Origin of the sequence: Aquimarina sp. EL_43 (assembly GCF_943422735.1) — a bacterium.
Classification (GTDB): domain Bacteria; phylum Bacteroidota; class Bacteroidia; order Flavobacteriales; family Flavobacteriaceae; genus Aquimarina; species Aquimarina megaterium.
In genome coordinates this window covers 844,855-863,370 of the sequence record NZ_CALSBR010000001.1, presented here as the reverse complement: position 1 = coordinate 863,370, position 18,516 = coordinate 844,855, and the positions used below count along the sequence as shown (strand labels likewise).

28 protein-coding genes are annotated in these 18,516 nt (G+C 30.5%); all 28 read left to right on the top strand.

The window, feature by feature from the left end; genetic code table 11:
* The first annotated feature begins 71 nt into the window (after positions 1 to 71).
* The 28 genes from NNL09_RS03940 to NNL09_RS03805 all read left to right on the top strand — a co-directional run bounded on the left by NNL09_RS03940 (position 72) and on the right by NNL09_RS03805 (position 18,341).
* Positions 72 to 638, top strand: coding sequence for a hypothetical protein (locus tag NNL09_RS03940; RefSeq protein ID WP_025663143.1), 567 nt, complete (start codon positions 72 to 74; stop codon positions 636 to 638).
* Between the two features lie 36 nt (positions 639 to 674).
* Positions 675 to 1,061 carry a hypothetical protein gene (locus NNL09_RS03935; protein WP_196909201.1) on the top strand — a complete coding sequence of 129 codons (387 nt, stop codon included), beginning with the start codon at positions 675 to 677 and terminating at the stop codon, positions 1,059 to 1,061.
* A gap of 57 nt (positions 1,062 to 1,118) precedes the next feature.
* Entirely contained in the window at positions 1,119 to 1,967 is an 849-nt protein-coding gene (locus tag NNL09_RS03930) for a hypothetical protein (RefSeq protein WP_196909200.1), read from the top strand.
* A 15-nt stretch (positions 1,968 to 1,982) separates the two neighbouring features.
* Positions 1,983 to 2,324 (top strand): hypothetical protein, encoded by a 342-nt coding sequence (locus NNL09_RS03925; RefSeq protein ID WP_025663140.1) that lies wholly within the window; start codon positions 1,983 to 1,985, stop codon positions 2,322 to 2,324.
* Positions 2,325 to 2,362: 38 nt separating this feature from the next.
* A complete protein-coding gene (locus NNL09_RS03920) occupies positions 2,363 to 3,643 on the top strand; it encodes a hypothetical protein (protein ID WP_196909199.1) in 1,281 nt (426 codons plus the stop codon).
* Complete coding sequence (locus tag NNL09_RS03915) at positions 3,640 to 4,371, top strand: hypothetical protein (RefSeq protein WP_196909198.1); 732 nt, start codon at positions 3,640 to 3,642, stop codon at positions 4,369 to 4,371. The genes NNL09_RS03920 and NNL09_RS03915 overlap by 4 nt, the downstream gene beginning before the upstream one ends.
* 16 nt (positions 4,372 to 4,387) lie before the next feature.
* Positions 4,388 to 4,681: a hypothetical protein gene (locus NNL09_RS03910; protein ID WP_196909197.1), complete on the top strand. Its 294-nt coding sequence runs from the start codon at positions 4,388 to 4,390 to the stop codon at positions 4,679 to 4,681.
* A 104-nt stretch (positions 4,682 to 4,785) separates the two neighbouring features.
* Entirely contained in the window at positions 4,786 to 5,145 is a 360-nt protein-coding gene (locus NNL09_RS03905; RefSeq protein ID WP_025663136.1) for a hypothetical protein, read from the top strand.
* Between the two features lie 2 nt (positions 5,146 to 5,147).
* The gene (locus tag NNL09_RS03900; RefSeq protein ID WP_196909196.1) at positions 5,148 to 5,444 is read left to right on the top strand and encodes a hypothetical protein; all 297 of its coding nucleotides are present in this window, start codon (positions 5,148 to 5,150) and stop codon (positions 5,442 to 5,444) included.
* Positions 5,445 to 5,599: 155 nt separating this feature from the next.
* Positions 5,600 to 6,040: a hypothetical protein gene (locus NNL09_RS03895; protein ID WP_196909195.1), complete on the top strand. Its 441-nt coding sequence runs from the start codon at positions 5,600 to 5,602 to the stop codon at positions 6,038 to 6,040.
* Positions 6,041 to 6,129: 89 nt separating this feature from the next.
* Entirely contained in the window at positions 6,130 to 6,927 is a 798-nt protein-coding gene (locus NNL09_RS03890; protein ID WP_196909194.1) for a hypothetical protein, read from the top strand.
* A gap of 126 nt (positions 6,928 to 7,053) precedes the next feature.
* On the top strand, positions 7,054 to 7,452 hold the full coding sequence (locus tag NNL09_RS03885) for a hypothetical protein (protein ID WP_196909193.1): 399 nt from the start codon (positions 7,054 to 7,056) through the stop codon (positions 7,450 to 7,452).
* Between the two features lie 134 nt (positions 7,453 to 7,586).
* Positions 7,587 to 7,955, top strand: coding sequence for a hypothetical protein (locus NNL09_RS03880; RefSeq protein WP_196909192.1), 369 nt, complete (start codon positions 7,587 to 7,589; stop codon positions 7,953 to 7,955).
* 40 nt (positions 7,956 to 7,995) lie between these two features.
* The gene (locus tag NNL09_RS03875; protein ID WP_025663130.1) at positions 7,996 to 8,502 is read left to right on the top strand and encodes a hypothetical protein; all 507 of its coding nucleotides are present in this window, start codon (positions 7,996 to 7,998) and stop codon (positions 8,500 to 8,502) included.
* Positions 8,503 to 8,511: 9 nt separating this feature from the next.
* Complete coding sequence (locus tag NNL09_RS03870) at positions 8,512 to 8,934, top strand: hypothetical protein (RefSeq protein ID WP_025663129.1); 423 nt, start codon at positions 8,512 to 8,514, stop codon at positions 8,932 to 8,934.
* A 2-nt stretch (positions 8,935 to 8,936) separates the two neighbouring features.
* Complete coding sequence (locus NNL09_RS03865; protein ID WP_196909191.1) at positions 8,937 to 9,542, top strand: DUF6714 family protein; 606 nt, start codon at positions 8,937 to 8,939, stop codon at positions 9,540 to 9,542.
* Between the two features lie 215 nt (positions 9,543 to 9,757).
* A complete protein-coding gene (locus NNL09_RS03860) occupies positions 9,758 to 10,138 on the top strand; it encodes a hypothetical protein (RefSeq protein ID WP_196909190.1) in 381 nt (126 codons plus the stop codon).
* A 7-nt stretch (positions 10,139 to 10,145) separates the two neighbouring features.
* Positions 10,146 to 11,168 carry a hypothetical protein gene (locus tag NNL09_RS03855; RefSeq protein WP_196909189.1) on the top strand — a complete coding sequence of 341 codons (1,023 nt, stop codon included), beginning with the start codon at positions 10,146 to 10,148 and terminating at the stop codon, positions 11,166 to 11,168.
* An 18-nt stretch (positions 11,169 to 11,186) separates the two neighbouring features.
* Positions 11,187 to 11,417 carry a hypothetical protein gene (locus tag NNL09_RS03850; protein WP_196909188.1) on the top strand — a complete coding sequence of 77 codons (231 nt, stop codon included), beginning with the start codon at positions 11,187 to 11,189 and terminating at the stop codon, positions 11,415 to 11,417.
* Positions 11,414 to 13,015, top strand: a complete 1,602-nt coding sequence (locus NNL09_RS03845) for an SH3 domain-containing protein (protein ID WP_196909187.1) — start codon at positions 11,414 to 11,416, stop codon at positions 13,013 to 13,015. Before NNL09_RS03850 ends, NNL09_RS03845 begins: the two co-directional genes overlap by 4 nt.
* Before the next feature lie 7 nt (positions 13,016 to 13,022).
* Complete coding sequence (locus NNL09_RS03840) at positions 13,023 to 13,325, top strand: hypothetical protein (protein WP_025663124.1); 303 nt, start codon at positions 13,023 to 13,025, stop codon at positions 13,323 to 13,325.
* Entirely contained in the window at positions 13,319 to 13,870 is a 552-nt protein-coding gene (locus tag NNL09_RS03835) for an AAA family ATPase (RefSeq protein WP_196909186.1), read from the top strand. Before NNL09_RS03840 ends, NNL09_RS03835 begins: the two co-directional genes overlap by 7 nt.
* Positions 13,871 to 13,882: 12 nt before the next feature.
* Positions 13,883 to 14,389, top strand: coding sequence for a hypothetical protein (locus NNL09_RS03830; protein WP_196909185.1), 507 nt, complete (start codon positions 13,883 to 13,885; stop codon positions 14,387 to 14,389).
* A gap of 10 nt (positions 14,390 to 14,399) precedes the next feature.
* Positions 14,400 to 14,990, top strand: a complete 591-nt coding sequence (locus NNL09_RS03825) for a hypothetical protein (RefSeq protein WP_196909184.1) — start codon at positions 14,400 to 14,402, stop codon at positions 14,988 to 14,990.
* Positions 14,991 to 15,122: 132 nt separating this feature from the next.
* Positions 15,123 to 15,968, top strand: a complete 846-nt coding sequence (locus NNL09_RS03820) for a hypothetical protein (protein ID WP_196909183.1) — start codon at positions 15,123 to 15,125, stop codon at positions 15,966 to 15,968.
* An 18-nt stretch (positions 15,969 to 15,986) separates the two neighbouring features.
* Complete coding sequence (locus NNL09_RS03815) at positions 15,987 to 16,673, top strand: DUF6304 family protein (protein ID WP_196909182.1); 687 nt, start codon at positions 15,987 to 15,989, stop codon at positions 16,671 to 16,673.
* A gap of 4 nt (positions 16,674 to 16,677) precedes the next feature.
* The gene (locus tag NNL09_RS03810) at positions 16,678 to 17,649 is read left to right on the top strand and encodes a hypothetical protein (RefSeq protein WP_196909181.1); all 972 of its coding nucleotides are present in this window, start codon (positions 16,678 to 16,680) and stop codon (positions 17,647 to 17,649) included.
* 17 nt (positions 17,650 to 17,666) lie between these two features.
* Positions 17,667 to 18,341, top strand: coding sequence for a hypothetical protein (locus NNL09_RS03805; RefSeq protein ID WP_025663116.1), 675 nt, complete (start codon positions 17,667 to 17,669; stop codon positions 18,339 to 18,341).
* Positions 18,342 to 18,516 lie beyond the last annotated feature (175 nt).

Below are 18,516 nucleotides of genomic sequence, written 5' to 3'. Positions count from 1 at the left end.
ATTTCCTATTTCCTATCCTAAACATACGATATACTTTTATTGTGTTGAAATGAACTAAAAACACACTAAAAATGAAAGTATTAAAATTTACAGTAATAGTAACAGTATTAATTATGCTAATCTCATGTAGTGGGGGAACTAGTAAGAAACCAGCCAATGCAGAAGGATTTGAAGCCATAGAAAAAGAAATAAAAAGCAAGTTTGGCGAAAATGCCTATTTCACGAATTTGAATATTATTTATAATGAATCTCTAGGAAATTCTATTGGAGTTACCGTTACAGAAGCACCAGAATCTTTACAAATGGGAGAATGGCTTTTATCTCAGGATTCTTGGAGACAAACTTCAGAAATCACTCTTGAAGTTCCTGATGGTAGCAAGGCGGCAAACTTTATGTTTCAGCTAAACGAAAAGATTAATCTCTCAAAATTAGGAGAATTAGTAGAAAAATCTAGTGTACAACTAAAAACCGAAAAGAATATTAAAAACTCAGTTTTGCATATAGCATTTATAAAATTCCCAGAAAATGGAGACATAACCAAAACTGAATATATAGTAATGTTGAAACCAGAAAACGGTGGAACCACTTTTACTTTTAATTATAAGTTAGATGGTAGCCTTATTGAAATGGATTATTAATATTTAGAACTACCTAAAATCAAAAAAAATAAATCAATGGAAAAAATAATTACAGTCCAGAAACAGTACAATTCGTTAGATACACTTTATGACTTTTTAAAAACAACATCTTCTTTTGAATGTTATAAAAACTATGATAACTGGGAAGTTAGAACAGATGCCAACGGGCAAATGGCACAATGTATTGTTCTTAAAAAAAGTGCAATGCATGCAGTAAAACTATATTTTGCAGAAGAAAATACAATAAAAATAAATCATATCATACCAAGTTCGATCATGAATGCTTATTTTGGAAAAAGTGTTAAAGCAAGAAGAAGTATAATTGAAATAATTGCTGGAAAAATAAAGGAAACAGTATTAGCTCCTTCTCAGGAAAAAGCTTTTCAAGAACTAGAAGGAGTGATTAATAAAGCTGCTATGTAAGTATGTTTATTTTTTATACTAACTTACTTAGTATACAAATCTATTGAACTCATTCGAATGAAAATAAAATTAGTAATCTTATTGTTAGTATGTATAGCTTGTAATTCGAATAAAAAGAAAGATACCAATATACCAGTTGTTGACGCTATTAAAATAGATACAAGTAATACTATAGTTACTTCAGGGTTGGATGAAAACCGAAAGGCAACCTTAGCGACAATTGATTCTGTAAGCATAAACGAAATAAAAAGATATATTGATGATGAGCTGCCCACGATTTTCGATTATTACAAACAAGAATTAGTTGAAGAGCATAGTGCCTGGTCTGACAAACTATTTGGGAGGTGTTGCTCAAATGCAGATTTAACTTTTACTGAGAATTTATTTTATAAAATAAATTCTAACGTTAAGAATGAAAAATATCCGATTACAAATATCTCGGATACCGATTATTCAACAGCATATGTTTTTAAACCTAATACCAAAGTCAAAATAAATATACAGTTAGACCCAGATAAATCTTTTTTAAGCGGTAAGTATTCAAACAAAAAATTGCTGAATACAAATGAGGTTATTATGAACCCTATAAAGCTAAGTTTAATCAATGGGTACGTAAAATCAAAAGCGCTTTTTTATGAGAACACTAGAGTTAAAGAAGTAAAAGTATATGTTAATCATAAATACATAGAAACAGTAGTTTTAATGGATACACCTTTAGTGCAAGAATTCAAAGTGAATGCGATTTTTAAAACTAACGATATCATTACATTAGAGCCTGTAAGCGTTTATAAAGGAAGTAAATACGATGACGTTTGTATTTCAGAAATACAAACAAATTTGGGTAAGACCGCACTTCCTGGTTTAAATAAAAAATATAATCTTATGGAGTTATTGAATAAAGAGTAAACCCAAAGTAAAACTATGAAAGCCTTAAAGCAAATTTTTACCTACTTAATATGGATAGCAGTATCGCTTATACTAGGTATAGTTTATATGCGTATTCTTTTAGGTCCCAACAAAGTACCTTCTGAAGGACTATGGTACTTGTTCCATATTTTTTACAATTTAGGCCTACTTCATATAGGTGCAAGAATCGGAGGTGTAATGGCCTTTTTATTTATTATTTTGGATGTTTTTTACCTGAAAAAGAAATTAAAAAACAATATACAAGCAACAATTACCCGGTTTATATTACTTCTTGGTATTGCTATGATTGTTGGGGTAGTACATTATATATTAGAAAAAGTTGTTGATGTTATCTAGAAAAAAGTACTCTTCAAATAATTGAAAAAAATAAAAAAATGAAAAACCTATACATTCTAGTCTTACTTGTATTAACCTCTTGTTCTGAAAAGGCAAAAGGAAAAGAAGAAATCGTTGTAAAAGTGCAAGATGCTGTTGCAGAATCAATCGACCCCGTTAAAGAGGTAGATACTATAAGTTTTAACAAGATCATCAGCGAAATTAAAATCAAATCAACCCCACTAATAGACGCTACAAATTTTGATAGCTTTATTGATGAAGATGATTATAAAAAAGTAGATGTTAAAGCGTTAAAATTAGAAAAAATATATCCTAATTTTAATAAAGAAAGTCATCATTATAGAGCAATAAATTGTTATAGAATAGAACTATCTAAAGCATTCTATTCTGTAGTAGTAACTATTCTTAAAGGCGACCACGAAATGGAGTCGGTACTAATTAATTACGACTCGAATGGAGATCTTATCGACTCTAAAGTTATCTCTTATGATGAAATAGCCGAAGGTCAATCGAGAATTGAATCCAAAATTGAGGAAAACAAGTTAACCGTTAATAACATTCTATGGATTGATGAAAAGAAAGTAGAAACAGCATCATTTCAAATAAAAGCTAACGGAAAAATAGAACCTATTTCTCAAGAAGAAAACCTTATTGATAGCGCAATACAACAACTTAATTTAGAGATTTCTAAGGTTAATACCGATTTATTGGTTACAAAAGTAATGCCTAACAACCCTAAAGAAACTATCATCGTTATTCCAGAATATGTAGATGATCATAATGATGAGTATCATTTTGAGTTAAATAGCCATATAATTGTAGTTAATAATATCACTGGGAAAATAATCTACAAATATTTTGAAAGCTCTGAAACAAATGGCTGGGTTTCTGATGCAGTGGTACTTTCAGAAATTTCAATTGATACCGCCCCATACATCGTTGCCCAAAATACAAGAGCATTTGGGGTACGAGTATTTCATTATGGTATGTCTAAACCAAACCCATATAGTAACAGAACTATTTCTTTGTTTGTAAAGTCGGGAGATACTTTAAAAAAAGTGTTACATAATTATGACGTAGAGGATTATGGTGGAGAATGGGATACCCAATGTGCTGGAGAATCCACAAGTATAAAAAACACACTCATTATGTCTGAAGAAAAGACTAATGCATACTTTGATATTATTGTAAAAAGCACGGTTCTGGAAAGTAAAACTTTTGTAGATGAAAATGGAGAATGTGATGAAGAAAATAAAACCTCCTCTGCAACAACAGTATTACAATTTAATGGAAAAGAATATTTAAAAAAGAATACATGAAAAACAAGGTTTTCTTTTTTGGTATATACTACCTGTTTTTAACTTTATCGGGATATGCTCAAGACAGCAGTTTAAAAACACAATTGCAGTTATTACAAAATCCATCAGAATGTAAATTCCTTTTGGACAATACTGGTTTTCTAGCCATTAAAAATGCTAAATTCTATACCAAAAATGGCGATACAGATGTGTTTGATATCAATAGCAAAAACATACATATAGTAGATGTTAATAATGATGGAGCAAAAGATATCATCTATCAAGATAATCGCCATTATCATGCAACTGTATTGCTCATAAAAAAAGGTAATGATTTTGTTGAAATATGGAATGGTTCAGGAGCATTAGTTAGCCTAAAAGAAGGAGAAAAAACTACTATGTATGTTTTAAGTAGTGCTATAGGTTGCTTTGATATGACGATGTTGTCAGTGCTTGTTATTAATAGCGATAATATCCTTACCGAAAACACGATAGCGCTCTATTCGGATACAAAAATGGGTGTAATTAATAAGACATTCGAACAGAAAATAATTTCAGGAACACTAAGAACGCAACCTGTTACAGATGATAAAAAGAAAACAGATCCTTGTACGGGAGATCTCAAAACAGGAAACCAGATAAGAGTCATAGAAAACAAAGCTGTAACTGTTATAAAAAAACAAAACGAGTGGTTTTTAGTGATTTTAAAAGAAAAAGATCAAAGTATCATTGGTTGGGTAAAAATTTAATTCTAACAATAAACACATGAGACTAAGCAATTCATTTAGCGGTGCACTACGAACCTTTGCCTATTTTATGGCAAGTGGTACACACTATCAGTTAGAAGGGGTTGATTACCTAAAACTGTATGGAAAAGAACCTAGTGCTATAGAGCAAGTCTTTGCCATATTTGCTAATGTGGTTGAGTTAGACGAAAACGGAAACGTATTAAATGCAAAATATGCCGAAAAAAGAGCGGTAGATTACCTTCGCTCGTATTGTGATCCAGAATTTGAAGTAGAACCTCCTTATAAAGATTGGGAAATAGAATTACATTAATTATGTGTAAGAAAAAAAATATAAAATTTACTATCTGTAGTAAAAAGATTATTGTAGTAATGATACTGTTTTGCATATGCTGTTTATCATCTCATGCCCAGGGAATGAAAAATCACTTAAACAAAAAACTCATAGCAAAAGTTGGAGCTGTCTGCGAGGAAACACCCGATGACAATCCTTGCGCAGGTAGTGAAATCTATTTATCGTTGTTTTTTGATAAAAAACAAGTAAAGGTATCAGAAGTAGAAATATCAACCTGTGGTAAAGAATCAGTATACGAGATAGGAAATTATAACTGGGAATTGTTGTACAGTAAGGAAATCAGTATTGATTTTATTCTAGAACAAACAAAAGGTACTTATGCAGAGCATTTGTCTTTAGAGCTAAGGGATAAAAAACTTATTGCAAGCATAACACATTTAAATGGAAAAGTAGTTGAGTATGTTTTTAAGGAGGAAAAGTAGCCATGAAAAAATCAAGAGATAAAAACCTAAAAATGAAACATATTTATTATATAATTTTAGTCATAGTCAGCTCTTGTGCTCAAAACGGAAAAGAAGCTAAAACTAATAGTAATCAAACAATTGAAAAAATAGAAAATTCAAAAGATAGTATATCTATTCAAGAATTGAAGCTTTTAACAAAAGTAGAAGCCATACATAAATACGGTATACCTTCTTCTATAGAACAATTTACTTTACACGACGCCCATGGAGAATTTAGAAATACTATTACCAATAAATACAGCCAAAAAGAAAGGTAAAACGAATCTATTGTAATAGATGAACTTACCTGGGAAAAAGATCAAGAAACCTGGATTACGGTTTGGTATGAAGTTCAACAAAAAAAATCAGTACCTAAAGAAATCTATATATGGAACAAAGGAGATGAGTTTTAAAGTCAAAATCTATTAGAAACATGGAAAACGGATGCACTATTGTAGATGCGATGAACACGTATAACATTGCATTAAGAATTATACTATCTAAAGGATATAAAATTTTCCTTATACCAGACAAAAGAGAAGAATATTTTGGGGATTTCTGTGCAGTTAAAGGCAATCGTAAATTTATTGGTGGTGACCCATTAAGAGTATTAGGCCTTGTATCTATTTGGGAAAATACAGGTGATGATTGGCAAAACAGTCATTTTCCCAAAGAAGATGTATATGATGAGATTTTATCCCGAGCATTACCCGATAGTGTAGAAGATTTTAACAAATTAACAGAAAAGGATTTTACCAATCTTGTAGCTGATTATAGATTACTTTTTGAAGAAGTTTTAGAAAAGGAGTTTCCTCTAAATCCTACCAGACAAGAAATGTTTCATTTAATCGATTCATTTTACAAAGAAGAATAGTAAAAAAACAGGAGCAGTAAAAACGGCTGAACTTACATAAAAATAAAATTTCGAACACTCGTATGTTGAATAACTACAACTCATAAACAATGATAAGACTAGATGAATTACATATTTGGAAAAAATTAAGTAGCCCATATGGGAACTCTGAAGTAATACCATCGCTAATTGACAAGCTTTCAAAAACTTTGGATAAAAAAATTGTAGATGAATTAATCTGGGAACACATTTATCATCAAGGGTCAGTATATGAAAATACACTTGCTACTGTACCTCATTTATTAAAAATAATTGAGAAGTCAGATAACATTGAATTTAATCTCGATATAATAGCTTCTCTGGGAGTTGTTTTAATTGACCTTGACAACATATTATATCTAGAACAAATATTCAAAGAGCATAATCTTGATGAAAAGGAAAAAAATAGCATTCAGATAACATTTATTGATGCTATGGAAAAGTTTAAGAGCTTAGTAAATGATTATGCACGTAATACTGAGGTTTTAGATGAGGAGTCCAAACGATTTTATTTAATAGCATTTTTAGTTTCAATAAAAAGACATAAAGAAGCTGAAATATTTAAAACCTTCAATATAAATGACGAATATATTTTTGTATGTCCTAACTGCGAAGAAGAAACCTTCTTATGGAATGAAGAAAATGTTTTAAATGCGTATAGTAGAGATCCTACTACCAACAAAAACCAAGAAAAGTTAAGAATTGTTTTAAACGAATCTAATGTAAGTCTTAAGTGGTTAGAAAAACCAATTGGCATAATGAATATTAATTCGCTAAAACCATTAATTAAATATTTTAAAGGAGATATAAATTGCCATAGTTGTAATAAAACACACAACGTATTTACAGGAATAATGAATAGTATATAAAGCTATAGTCATCAATTTGATAGTTTATATGTAATCTGTGAGATGCAATCATAAAATACAACAGATGTTAGTATCACTAAAAAAACAAAACTGATCTTGTATCTGGTACGTCAAAAGTCTTAAAAAATGAAAATCATACTATTTATTATCATAGCGCTTTTAGTTTTATTAACCCTTATTTTGGTAAGATACCGACTGGTTCACTCTAAAATAATTAGAGGAGCATCAGAAGTAAAATATAAAATGATTGACCTGGGGCAGAAGGATATTTTTAGACATGGATTAGAATCTATATTAGGAAAAAAAAGAATATTCCTAAGAACACAAAATAAAGATATAGAATGGCTGTATATATCTAAAATAGATTTCAAGAAGCTTCATCCCGAAAGCCCAATAAAAATGAAGGAAAAGAACTACACCATAAAGTTCAACTATGAAACAAAGCGCTTAATTTTTGGTGGTTATGCTTGTGCAAAAATTATTTCTTTCGAAAAAATTGATAAAATTCCCGAAGTATTAAAATGACGAAAAGCAAAATTAAATTAAGATTTATCCTATGGTTCATATCCATGAGCCTAAGCACAATGGGGTTGCTCTTACTCATAGGGTTACTTCTAAAAACACTTTTATATGAAGGCGTTGAAACATTTCTACTTTTCATGGTATTCCTATTGAGTCTAATCGTAATGGTAGTGCTCATTATTTTTAAAGACTTTAAATACATCGTTATAGATCGAGAAGCCCAAACAATCAGGTGGCGTTCGATATATTATCCTTTAGGAAAAACAGTCAGATTACAAGACTTTAAGGGATATATAAAATCTGTAGAATATGGTCGGTATGAAGATTATAGGACAGTTCATCTTGTAGATAAATCATCCAGAACCTCATTTAAAATAAACGGATTGTTCTACGAAAATTTTGACGAAATTTATGAAGCAATCGAGCTAAAAGAAATAAAAAAATACCACTTCGGTTTTTGGAAATATCTAAAACTGATATGTACAGGAAGAATTCAAATAGAATAAACGCGGATGTCAACGCTCTAAAAAACCATAAAAAGTACAGATGAAACTAAAAACACCTATAGAAATTGATTTGTTAGAGTTTTTTAAGATAGGAAAGTTTGACTATCTAAAACTGGGACAAACCAAAGAATGGATTGTAAACAACTTTCCCGACCCAGATTGTTTTGGAGCTGATTTTTTGACAGAAGAGATTAATATCTGGACCTATGGGGGGATTGAACTACATTTTGAAAACAAAAAGCTCTATTTGATATTTTCAGATTATTGGTATGATGGGAAATTAGATAGCAGTAATCAACTAAAATTAAACAAATGGATCTTCGAAGATGTTAGCCAACTCAACCTCTTATTTGTGATAACAAAACTAAACGAACACGATATTGATTATAAAAAGAAAACCGATAACCTGGGGGTTTTATTACGATTAAAAAGTGGTGTTGAATTGACCTTTGAAAATATAAATGACATTGAAGGATTAAGCTCAAATAGTTTTCAATTAACTTCCTTCTCCCTGGTAGAAGAAAATCCATACCGTTGGAAAGAGTAATCCTGTAGTATGAATAGTAGAGATCGCTATACCGAAATAATTAACGGAATGAAATCTGATGATAAACAGGTACAATGGAACATTATGGTCGAATGGTGTATATTATGGATTGAAGTTGAAAAAAAGGAATTAAAACCGCTTCTTGAGTTCATAAAAGAGTGTAAAGAAATTGGTTTCTGGAAGCGTTATTATCCTAGCCAATCACATTATGCATTAGGGCTTTCATTAGGTAAAAATTATGATAAACGATATGATCTGCCAATGGTGTATATTAGATATAATTCAGATAAAAACAACTTTGATATTCAATATCAAAAAGGACAAGGAGGAGAAACCACCAGAGTAGACTGTGGAAGCAAAATTTCTGAAAGCGATTTTAAGAGTATAGCACATTGGTTAGACAATAAAAAGAACAATAGGCAGGAACCTTGAAAATGAGTAACAAAGAAGTATTAATCCAAGAAATAAGTGAAGCTTTTAAAGAGGTGAAACTCGAAGATGGAATAGGTCTATGGGAAGCACAAGGACATGATGATAGAGTAAGTGATTTAGAATGTAAAAAACTAAGAGCTAAAGATGAAAAAGAAGATTGGAATAATATCCCATTAATTCATCTATATCAATGTAGTAGTTCATTAACATTTTTTGATGCCAAAGGAATGCGTTTTCATACGCCCATGTTTTTACTATATGCCATAGGAGTTTTTCAAAAAGAACAACAACAATTGCAAAAGGAAGGACTTTTGAATGGCTGTTCTGACCCTGATATTGAAAATAGGTTACAAACGATTACCGATTACGCTCAAGATTCATTAGGGTACCAACAATTATATACCAAACCATTTTCATTATTTTCTGGCAAGCAATTAAAATGCATTATAAAATTCCTTGAGTTTAAATTGAGTGAATTAGAAATGTATTATAAAAGTAATGATGCAAAAGAACTAGGTTTATTACCTACAGCAGTTAAATACAACAAGGACTATATGCAATTGCAAGAAGCATTAAACTGTTGGATACATAATTTTGAAATCGAATAAGTATTGAAATGATCATAAGTATATTGATTTCGATCAAATGATAACTTCAGATTTAGAACAATCTTCTCGTATTTAATAACAAGAAAACTTTTTAAGAATCGATTTTTTGCAAATATTAATTCTTCCTCTACGAATATAGGTTAACTATAGTACAGTAACATAAATAAGCTTAAATTAGTTACATACTAAAAATGGTATAAACCTTTAAAATCAAAATGAAACTAAAACTACTAACCTTCTTACTTGCAATTTCAACAATACTGCTTGGAGGATTAGCATACTGGTACTATTTGGAAGCAAATTTTAGTGCCAAAGTAATTAAAGATAGAGAATTAACAATTACGAATTACAAAAAAGTAGTTAATGCAATTGGAAGAAGTGGTGGTGTGCATGTCAATAAGCTAAAAACAGAACTAAAAAAGGAGTTTGATCTTAACGAAAAAATTGGCTATAGTGACCATAGTAAAGAATATTATTATGTCCTATATCCAAAGAAATATGAAGTGAATTCTAGAGAAATATGGGATTTTAGGGGGCTTGAATTAACTCTTGACGAACAAAAAGCGTTCAAAACCATACATATGTATAAACCTTAATATGGTCATGAGGTACTGTTTAATATATAGAGTAAATTTTGTCATTACATTACTATTATTTTTTAAATTCAATAGTTATGCGCAGCAAAATGGAATTGTTCGTTTTGAAAACGACACCATAGCCATAAAAAAGCAAAACGATTCTATTTACTTTTATACTAGTTTAGGTGAGTTAAGAAAGATCGTTAATTTAAACAGTAAAAAATCTACTCCTTATGGAGTACCAAAGGAAGTACAAGATATTATCTACGATGGGAAAATTCCGAAGCACATAGAAATTTCAGAAGAAACATTTCCTACCTATTTATATACACATCGATATGTTGATACAGGCATAGTACTTTGCTCTGTAAATTACTTTTATAATGATTTAGGCTTACAAACAGGATATAAAGAAATTTGTCCAAACGATATTGCAGATGGAGATGACTATCATTTTGGAGGTGAAAACCTCTATAAATACAATAAATATGGGTTGTTGATAGAAAAAGAAAATAGTGTATTTAGATATAATAACAAGGGGCAGTTAATTGAAAAGTGTTATCGCAATGCGAAATCCAAAAAAATATCCTGTTCCAGAAAGTACAAGTACCAGGATGATAAATTAATTGCATCTGTAACCGCCTCAGAAGATGGTAAAAACGATCTGGATTATAGATACAATAACAAAGGACTACTATCAGAAATCATAAAAAATAAGCGAAGTAAAATTGTATTAGAATACAATAAGCACAATAAAATAATCAAAGTTAGTGACGTAAAAACATGGCGAAATAAAACATTCAAAAACACGCGTTTAATCTATCACTACAACCCTCAAAATAGAATTATTAAAATTAGTACATACACACATTATCCAGATTTTCCCTTTGAAGACTGGGATTTTGTATATGATACTAATGGAAACTTCATTCAAAAGAAATTGAATGGAGAACTAATAGGCAGTTACCAATATGACGATAAAGGAACTTTAATCTACCTAGAAAGTAATAGACGGTGGGGTGAAGACAAAGGACATATAACCTACTAACTAATTTAAACTAAACAAATGAAACATGCACTGTCTATACTAACTATAATACTAGGGTTAATAACCATTTTCTGTATAGGGATGTTTTTACAAAGAGCCAATATCGAATACAATGCTAATGGCAGGTTTTTATCCCCAGATGGTGTTGTTTATTACGAGCAAGCAAAACAAGTATATGGCATTTTAGCACTTTTAGGAGTGTTTCTTACAGGAACACTCATATATAAACAGATAAAGAAAAACAATTGAAAATAATTACCATCATTTTTACAACTTTTATTTCTCTGAACATATATAGTCAAGAGTATTATTTTATAAATGCTAAAAACGGCTTAAATGTACGTTCTGGCAGTGATTTGTTATCGGCAAAAGTTGCTAAAATTCCATATGGAGTTTTAGTAGAAAAAATATTCGATACCAACAAAAAAATGACCATTAATGATAATGGAAAAATAATCACAGGAAACTGGGTAAAAATAAAATATAACAACTATTTGTATTTAGTATCAAAAGAAACCGAACCATTCGAAAAAGAAGGATATGTATTTGATGGTTATTTAAAAATAATAATAAATGATAGTATCATAAATAGATTTCAAATAAGTAGTTTCGAATTTAATGAATTAAAACAGAAATCATCCAGACAAATTCATAAGCCAAAGAAAATAGGTAGCCTGGATTCTATTAAAAAGATGCTAAAAAATCACATAGAATGGACTACTAAATTTGAAAGTGAAGAACATAAAAGAGATGATTTAATTAAAAGCATTAAAACAAAAAATGGACAAAAACTAAGTGTAAATCAAAATAGTGCAGAGGATTATGTATTTGCTGCAGGTTGGTCAGGATATTATCCAGAATATGATATTTTAGTTTTAGAAGGAGGACATACTATCGATGTCTGTTTTTCAATCCAAACTGGAGAAACTGAATTAACTATAGGCAATCCCGAGTATATAATTCCATCACCCCAAAATACACATCGTTTAAATGGTATTTTTGGAGGGCATGAATGTATTACTTATTTTTTGCAAAAAAAGATAAACGATGAGTTTACGTATTTAACCCAGTTTGATAATAATTACGATATCTGCACCATCAAAGAGTTTTATTGGATAAATGAAACTACATTTATCTATAAGATAATTAATCACAAAGGCGATGATGTTTTTTTTAAAACAGAAATAAAAGACTATCCTGTAGAATTACCTGGGTCAGGCACAAAATTAAGTGATCTTATACCCCAGGGGTGGAAAGTTTTATCTACTTCATCTGGGGATTTAAATAATGATGATATAGATGATATAGTTTTTGCAATACAAAATACATTACCAGAAAATTTAGAATTTAATGATGGTCCCGGAATTGATACACTTGACCTGAACCCAAGAGTCTTGGGGATATATTTTGGAAAATCAGATCATGTTTTTGAAAAAAAACTACAGTCAAATGAATTCATCATATTACGAGATTCACCAACAATGGATGAACCCTTTGATGGTGTAAAAATCCTTGATAATGGAGATTTACAGATTGATTTTCATTTTTGGTACAGCGCGGGTAGTTGGCAAATGTCAGACCATCAATATACATTTAGATATCAAAATGAGGCTTTTGAATTAATAGCTTATGAATCAAGTGAACGGCATAGAGGTTCTGGCGAAGAAACTGATTACAAGGTTAATTTTATCACTAAAAAAATGAATACCTCAAGGATGTATTTCGATGATGAGACGGATGAAAAAAGCGAAGAAGATCTTCAGAAAAAAATTGAAATACAACAACTTAAATCCTTAAAATCATTAGGCAAACCATTCGAATGGGAATTTCAAGGTATAAGGATATAATCATAAAATGCAAAAAGAAGGAAAAATATATATTGATTTCAATGCAATGATAACATGTGATTTGGTACTGTTATCAAAAACCGATTTCAAAAAAGACGCAAACGGAAATACAATAGAACTCAAAGAAGGAATGAAAATCTGCGTATATATGGAAGATGAAGACGAATTTGGAAAACCAGATAATTTAATTGCATGTGGAACAGTAGAACCCAATAACAGCGGTGCATTTACCAGCTGTAAATGGAATATACGTATTGACAAAAAAGGAATTCGTCATGAGTCAGAATTAAATAATAATCAAGGATGCTAGAAGAAGCCAAAAAGGAATTATATCGTAATAAGCACCTGCTAATTATTGGGAGATCTGAAATCGATAGAAGGCTATTTATTAACAATCTGATAGAAGATGTTAATAGAGAAGTGGTTAGAACACCAAGAGGAATAACAAGATTAGACGATTATGCAGATTTTATTAAAAAAGTAAAAATGTATAACCCTGATTACAAAACAGCAGGATACCCGCCTTTTCCAGCATTACAATTGGTGTATTCGCACCACGATATATTACGTAAAGAGGATAATAGTTGTTTGATGATAATAGATGAATTAGATCAAATCAACCCTAAAGAAGTAGGCTATGTAGAAAGAACCATTAAAATTTTAATTGAACGATTGGATGATCTAAAAAAAGGTAAAAAATCAATTCAATTAATCGTTTCGCAAGAAAACGAAAATGATTTAACAGAGAAATTAGCAAAACGGGACAATGTATACGGATCAAATAGGAATGCTAGAAGAACCTACAAACAAATTGTAGAGCAAAATCTTAAAATTATAGATATTTCAGGATACTAATCCATTTATACTATGGCAAGCGGAAAACAAATACTATTGTCTTTATTAAGTGAATATTCTCAAAAAAAGACAACAAAGCAGCAGTTAGAAAAAGTTACAAACCGTATCAAATCAGGTTTGCTCCTGCATGGCTCTACTGCAAAATTTATGTGGCCAACGGTAGAACAATTAACATGGGTAGAACAAAGGCCCGATATAGAACAAGGAGATGATGAAGTAAAAAAGCAAGGGTTAGGCCTAAAAGATTCTGAATTATTGTTATCCGATCTGTTTGGTTTGATAACCGAAAGTGAAGAAATACCAGAAAACATAAAAGAAATATACCCAGAAATCACAAACGAAGCCTATAAAGCAGGAATTCATATCATTTGGTCATTGCTAAAAGCACTAGAATGGTCCAAAACCTATGAAGACGTAGAAAATTGTGGAAAATTAGATGTCATTGAAAAGGAACGATTTTTAAAGAATTATGTACGAAAATTAGTAGAGTACAGAAACGACCCAGATGATTATTCTTAAATAATATAAGATGAAAATAGTAGGACTAATATATCTATCAGCACTATTACTTTTTTTGAATTGTAGGGCTCAATCCACAAATAGTAAAAACAAAATACTACATACTTTTTTTAAAGTTATCGATGCAGATTCACATACCGAAGTTCCTATAGCAGTTATCGTGATTAATTCAGGAAATAAAAGGATTGATGTAATTGATACAGATTATGATGGAATAGGTATTTGGGAAGTATGCTCTAAAAAAATAGTGAACCATAACATTAAGATTAGTGTATTCGGAATGAACTATAAACCTTTTGAAAAATCATATACAATTACTACAGACACAAAACTTACTATTGAATTAAAATCAGGAAAAGGAAAATTTAAAAATAGAGAAGAAAGAGAATACTTTCTTAGAAGAGAGTTAGGGGTTCCTTTCTGTAATGATGCTTTGATTGACGACAAGGAACTAGAAGAAATAGAAACTTTGGAAAATGCAATCTACCAACATTATTGTGATGGTCGTATAAAACGATTTAATGATATTCCTGCAAAAGAATTACATCACTGGAAAAAAATAGAAAGACAGTCAACAAAAAAAGCAAAAGATGAGAATTGAAGAAGCTAAAAAGCATATACATCAAGAATTTGTTTCAGATGACGGTTTAGATGTAGGGAAAGAGTAAAAAGAAACGCTAAACGATATAAAAGAGATATTAGTAGCATTTGAAAAAATCATTAACTAAATTCTATGAAAACCACCCGATTAATCTGTATACTATTTCTTATGAGCTTCATTTCTTGTAAAAACGAAGTAACAGATAAAACCTTTAAAATATTCCATTTAAAACCCGATAGAATTTATATTGATACTGCTGCAGTTAATGGAAAATTCTCTAAAAGAAGAAATGATTTTTTTGTAGTGAAAAATTATGATATAAATAACGAGCATCACAAAATTAAAATAGACAGTTTTGTAGTTAATCATGTAAAGAAGGACTCCTTTTTGATTCAAAACAAAAATGCGAGTTGGAGATTGACTTTTTTTAAATATGGCGACGGAATTGATGAATATACCCAACACGAATACAGTACCGATTATACTATTCATGATTTGTTTTCGTACAAAAAGGAAATAGGTAGTGTTTATTTTGATACGAGAGAAGGTTATCGAGGTTCAAACTATACGATAACTCCTGATAAGCATACGAGTAGCCACCGAAAAATAATCGACGATTATTTTAATACCAATAGTACGTTGCAATACAACATAAAACAAGAGCAAAAAGCTAGAGGTAGTTTTAACCCTTACACTCATAAACAAGATACTATAAAAGTAATTGCTAAATTCATAAAAAGAGTAGGAGGCAGTAAAATACAAATAGTACAATACAAATTTTTAGAACCTATTACAAAGCTCATCACACTAGAAGAAGATACCCTTAATATTGCCTACTCTATAGTTTATGAACCAAAAGAATTTCCAGAAAAATCAATGCTAACCTTGGTAAAAGACAGTGCAAATGTAGGATTAAAGAACTACTATATTTTTCCTGATTACAACCCCGAAAAGGGGATAGAACCTGTTAATGAATAAAGTACTATGCGAAAATACGTGGCAACATACCAAGATAAAAGAGGAGCAGAAACTATCTATATAAAGTCTGATGGTAGTGATATGTCTTTTAATTTGAGAGGTATTGATTTTGAAGGTCCGGATTTTGATCAATTAACAGCAAATAAAATTGATGATACCAAATTTGATTATGAAATGTTTCAAGACGGCTCTGGAGATGTAACCAATTTTAAACTAACCATAACGATCCCAATACAACTCTTTAACACTAAAACAGATAAAATCTTTATAGAAAATCTAACCGCTAATATTGAAGTGGGCGAAACCACGACCATAGATGGTTTAGATAGTGAACTTAACAGTTTGACGCTGATCACTTCTTTTGGTGAATTTATGATTAAAAAGAAACTAGAATGGATCGAAGATGCCTTAATAGCTTTACAGAATCAATTACCAGAAAACATCTATTTAAAAACCTGTTTAAGCTGTAAGTATTCTAATTATAGCCCTTTTGGAAATGGTATGTTTGGTAATATATATTGTTTTAAAAAGGTAAAAGAAAAACTTAAAGAAGTTAAAGATAAACATGATTTGTTGGATTTATGGACACCCGAAGCAGTAGACAAAGGAGACATCTTTTCTGTACAAGAAACCTTTGATTGCTTAGATCATCAACTACCAGCCAAAGACGATTGGTATTATAAAAGCTGGACAAAATTGATTTAGGAATATGGATGATTTAGAAAGTGTAAAAAAAAGTAAATTTTATACAGAACTCAATGCAATTTTAAGTGAACGGTTAACCAAAATAAAACAAAATATAGATCCTGCATACGAGCAAATTTTAAAAGAAAAACAGTTTAACCATCCTTTGCCTATTATTTGCCAGTTTGAATATGCCGCTTGGGGATTAAATAAGCAATGGCGATTAGAATTAGATTTTGATGAGTATCAATGGTCAAACGAAACCGTAAAACCACATTTTTTAAATGCATTGGTTTATTTAAGTGTAGGTACAGAATACATTCATTTTAAGTGCCAATTGTGCAGTTCTTTCAATGAGTTGTTAGAACCAAAGGAAACAGAAACAATAGAAATTAGAAGACTTAATGACGTCGATTTAGTAACAGATAAACTAAACCAGGTAAGACAATTTTTAGAAGATTTACCTAACCATTTTTTACAAGAAATAGAAAAAATAAATTTTGATGAATTAGAATATATGTTGCATCCTAAAATACAAGAAAAATGGAAACAAGGCTATTTGCCAGGTTTTGATTGTATCGTCATGGGAGAGGGAGATTTTGTAATAGGAAATGTATACAGTACCTACGATCCGAATAATGGAAAAACCAAACAATATTGGTCACCTCTATGTGACACAACATTAGAGGGAATTGAAAAATATGATGATGATATCTGGACAGAAGTTAGTATTTTTCATGGAGCTTTTGAATATGAAAATCAAAAATTTGTATTTGGCGATGGCGCTATGGGAAATGAAGGTTATGTCGCATCAACAACAGTAAACGGAGAATTAAATTGGGCCATCTTTTTTACGTTTTCAAACCCAATCCATAAAGTAGAAGTCATAGATACACATTTAGTCTGCTATGGAGATACAGGGACAATTATTGATATAGATCTAAACAACATTACCAAAATAAAAATTACTGATCAAAATATCGGAGCAAGACAATAAAAATTGAAGATCAAACTATGTCAACAATTATTAAACACTATGAGAATAAATTGAATGAAGCCAAGGCAAGACTTAAAAAAGCAAGTATTGCTGTTTCTACAAAAAATACTGGTATTGAATGGCCAGAGTTTGATGAAGCTTCTAAGAACCTCCTCATATGCGAACGCCAACTCGCTGTTTCAAAAAACGAAGAATATGCCGACGTTATTGACTTTCCAGTTGCATGGGATGTAGGAGCTCCACTACCTCATGTATTCCTTAATGATCATAAGGCATATTTATTATTTTATGTAAAATCAGTAGATCCAAACTGGGATGGAACTTACACAACCATAGTCGACACTGCTAGCGATAAAGTTACCTCTTTAGCTTTAGTAGAATTTGAGCATTGCACATCAGCCAAGTTGGGTTCTCCAAATGATGAAGTATTCGAAGGACATCCATTATACGGTAAAGGTCTTGAGTTTTATGCTCCTCTACAAATTATCAACTCGAATTGGATAAAAGAAATTAAGAAAATAAATAGTATACATACCAACCACAATGCAGATAATTGGAAAAGTGCCAAGCACTTCTTTTTTGGTTTTCATGATAGCACTTTCGAATGTATTGCGGATTCATTCAAAGTAGAATTACATCAAACTAGTTTTAAGAGTTTAATGCGTATTGTATGTCAAAAGTTAGTAAACTAAAATTTATGATCATATCAATTAAAAATTTTATTTTAATTGATAGTTCGGAGGTATTTCTATTGAAATAGAGATGAAAAGTTTAGAAATAATTTCACTTTCAAACTTAATAAACAAGAAGGGGTTATAATGAGTAACAATCCATCATTTTCATTCTCCAATCTTGATCTTAGACATA

Bases quoted from the DNA above. Each gene is read 5' to 3' on its own strand.
- NNL09_RS03930 (WP_196909200.1), top strand. From the start codon at position 1,119: ATGAAAATAAAATTAGTAATCTTATTGTTAGTATGTATAGCTTGTAAT.
- NNL09_RS03895 (WP_196909195.1), top strand. From the start codon at position 5,600: ATGGAAAACGGATGCACTATTGTAGATGCGATGAACACGTATAACATT.
- NNL09_RS03915 (WP_196909198.1), top strand. From the start codon at position 3,640: ATGAAAAACAAGGTTTTCTTTTTTGGTATATACTACCTGTTTTTAACT.
- NNL09_RS03880 (WP_196909192.1), top strand. From the start codon at position 7,587: ATGGTATTCCTATTGAGTCTAATCGTAATGGTAGTGCTCATTATTTTT.
- NNL09_RS03905 (WP_025663136.1), top strand. From the start codon at position 4,786: ATGAAAAATCACTTAAACAAAAAACTCATAGCAAAAGTTGGAGCTGTC.
- NNL09_RS03840 (WP_025663124.1), top strand. From the start codon at position 13,023: ATGCAAAAAGAAGGAAAAATATATATTGATTTCAATGCAATGATAACA.
- NNL09_RS03935 (WP_196909201.1), top strand. From the start codon at position 675: ATGGAAAAAATAATTACAGTCCAGAAACAGTACAATTCGTTAGATACA.
- NNL09_RS03885 (WP_196909193.1), top strand. From the start codon at position 7,054: ATGAAAATCATACTATTTATTATCATAGCGCTTTTAGTTTTATTAACC.
- NNL09_RS03860 (WP_196909190.1), top strand. From the start codon at position 9,758: ATGAAACTAAAACTACTAACCTTCTTACTTGCAATTTCAACAATACTG.
- NNL09_RS03925 (WP_025663140.1), top strand. From the start codon at position 1,983: ATGAAAGCCTTAAAGCAAATTTTTACCTACTTAATATGGATAGCAGTA.
- NNL09_RS03805 (WP_025663116.1), top strand. From the start codon at position 17,667: ATGTCAACAATTATTAAACACTATGAGAATAAATTGAATGAAGCCAAG.
- NNL09_RS03890 (WP_196909194.1), top strand. From the start codon at position 6,130: ATGATAAGACTAGATGAATTACATATTTGGAAAAAATTAAGTAGCCCA.
- NNL09_RS03900 (WP_196909196.1), top strand. From the start codon at position 5,148: ATGAAAAAATCAAGAGATAAAAACCTAAAAATGAAACATATTTATTAT.
- NNL09_RS03850 (WP_196909188.1), top strand. From the start codon at position 11,187: ATGAAACATGCACTGTCTATACTAACTATAATACTAGGGTTAATAACC.
- NNL09_RS03910 (WP_196909197.1), top strand. From the start codon at position 4,388: ATGAGACTAAGCAATTCATTTAGCGGTGCACTACGAACCTTTGCCTAT.
- NNL09_RS03920 (WP_196909199.1), top strand. From the start codon at position 2,363: ATGAAAAACCTATACATTCTAGTCTTACTTGTATTAACCTCTTGTTCT.
- NNL09_RS03810 (WP_196909181.1), top strand. From the start codon at position 16,678: ATGGATGATTTAGAAAGTGTAAAAAAAAGTAAATTTTATACAGAACTC.
- NNL09_RS03825 (WP_196909184.1), top strand. From the start codon at position 14,400: ATGAAAATAGTAGGACTAATATATCTATCAGCACTATTACTTTTTTTG.
- NNL09_RS03865 (WP_196909191.1), top strand. From the start codon at position 8,937: ATGAGTAACAAAGAAGTATTAATCCAAGAAATAAGTGAAGCTTTTAAA.
- NNL09_RS03940 (WP_025663143.1), top strand. From the start codon at position 72: ATGAAAGTATTAAAATTTACAGTAATAGTAACAGTATTAATTATGCTA.
- NNL09_RS03855 (WP_196909189.1), top strand. From the start codon at position 10,146: ATGAGGTACTGTTTAATATATAGAGTAAATTTTGTCATTACATTACTA.
- NNL09_RS03835 (WP_196909186.1), top strand. From the start codon at position 13,319: ATGCTAGAAGAAGCCAAAAAGGAATTATATCGTAATAAGCACCTGCTA.
- NNL09_RS03870 (WP_025663129.1), top strand. From the start codon at position 8,512: ATGAATAGTAGAGATCGCTATACCGAAATAATTAACGGAATGAAATCT.
- NNL09_RS03830 (WP_196909185.1), top strand. From the start codon at position 13,883: ATGGCAAGCGGAAAACAAATACTATTGTCTTTATTAAGTGAATATTCT.
- NNL09_RS03875 (WP_025663130.1), top strand. From the start codon at position 7,996: ATGAAACTAAAAACACCTATAGAAATTGATTTGTTAGAGTTTTTTAAG.
- NNL09_RS03820 (WP_196909183.1), top strand. From the start codon at position 15,123: ATGAAAACCACCCGATTAATCTGTATACTATTTCTTATGAGCTTCATT.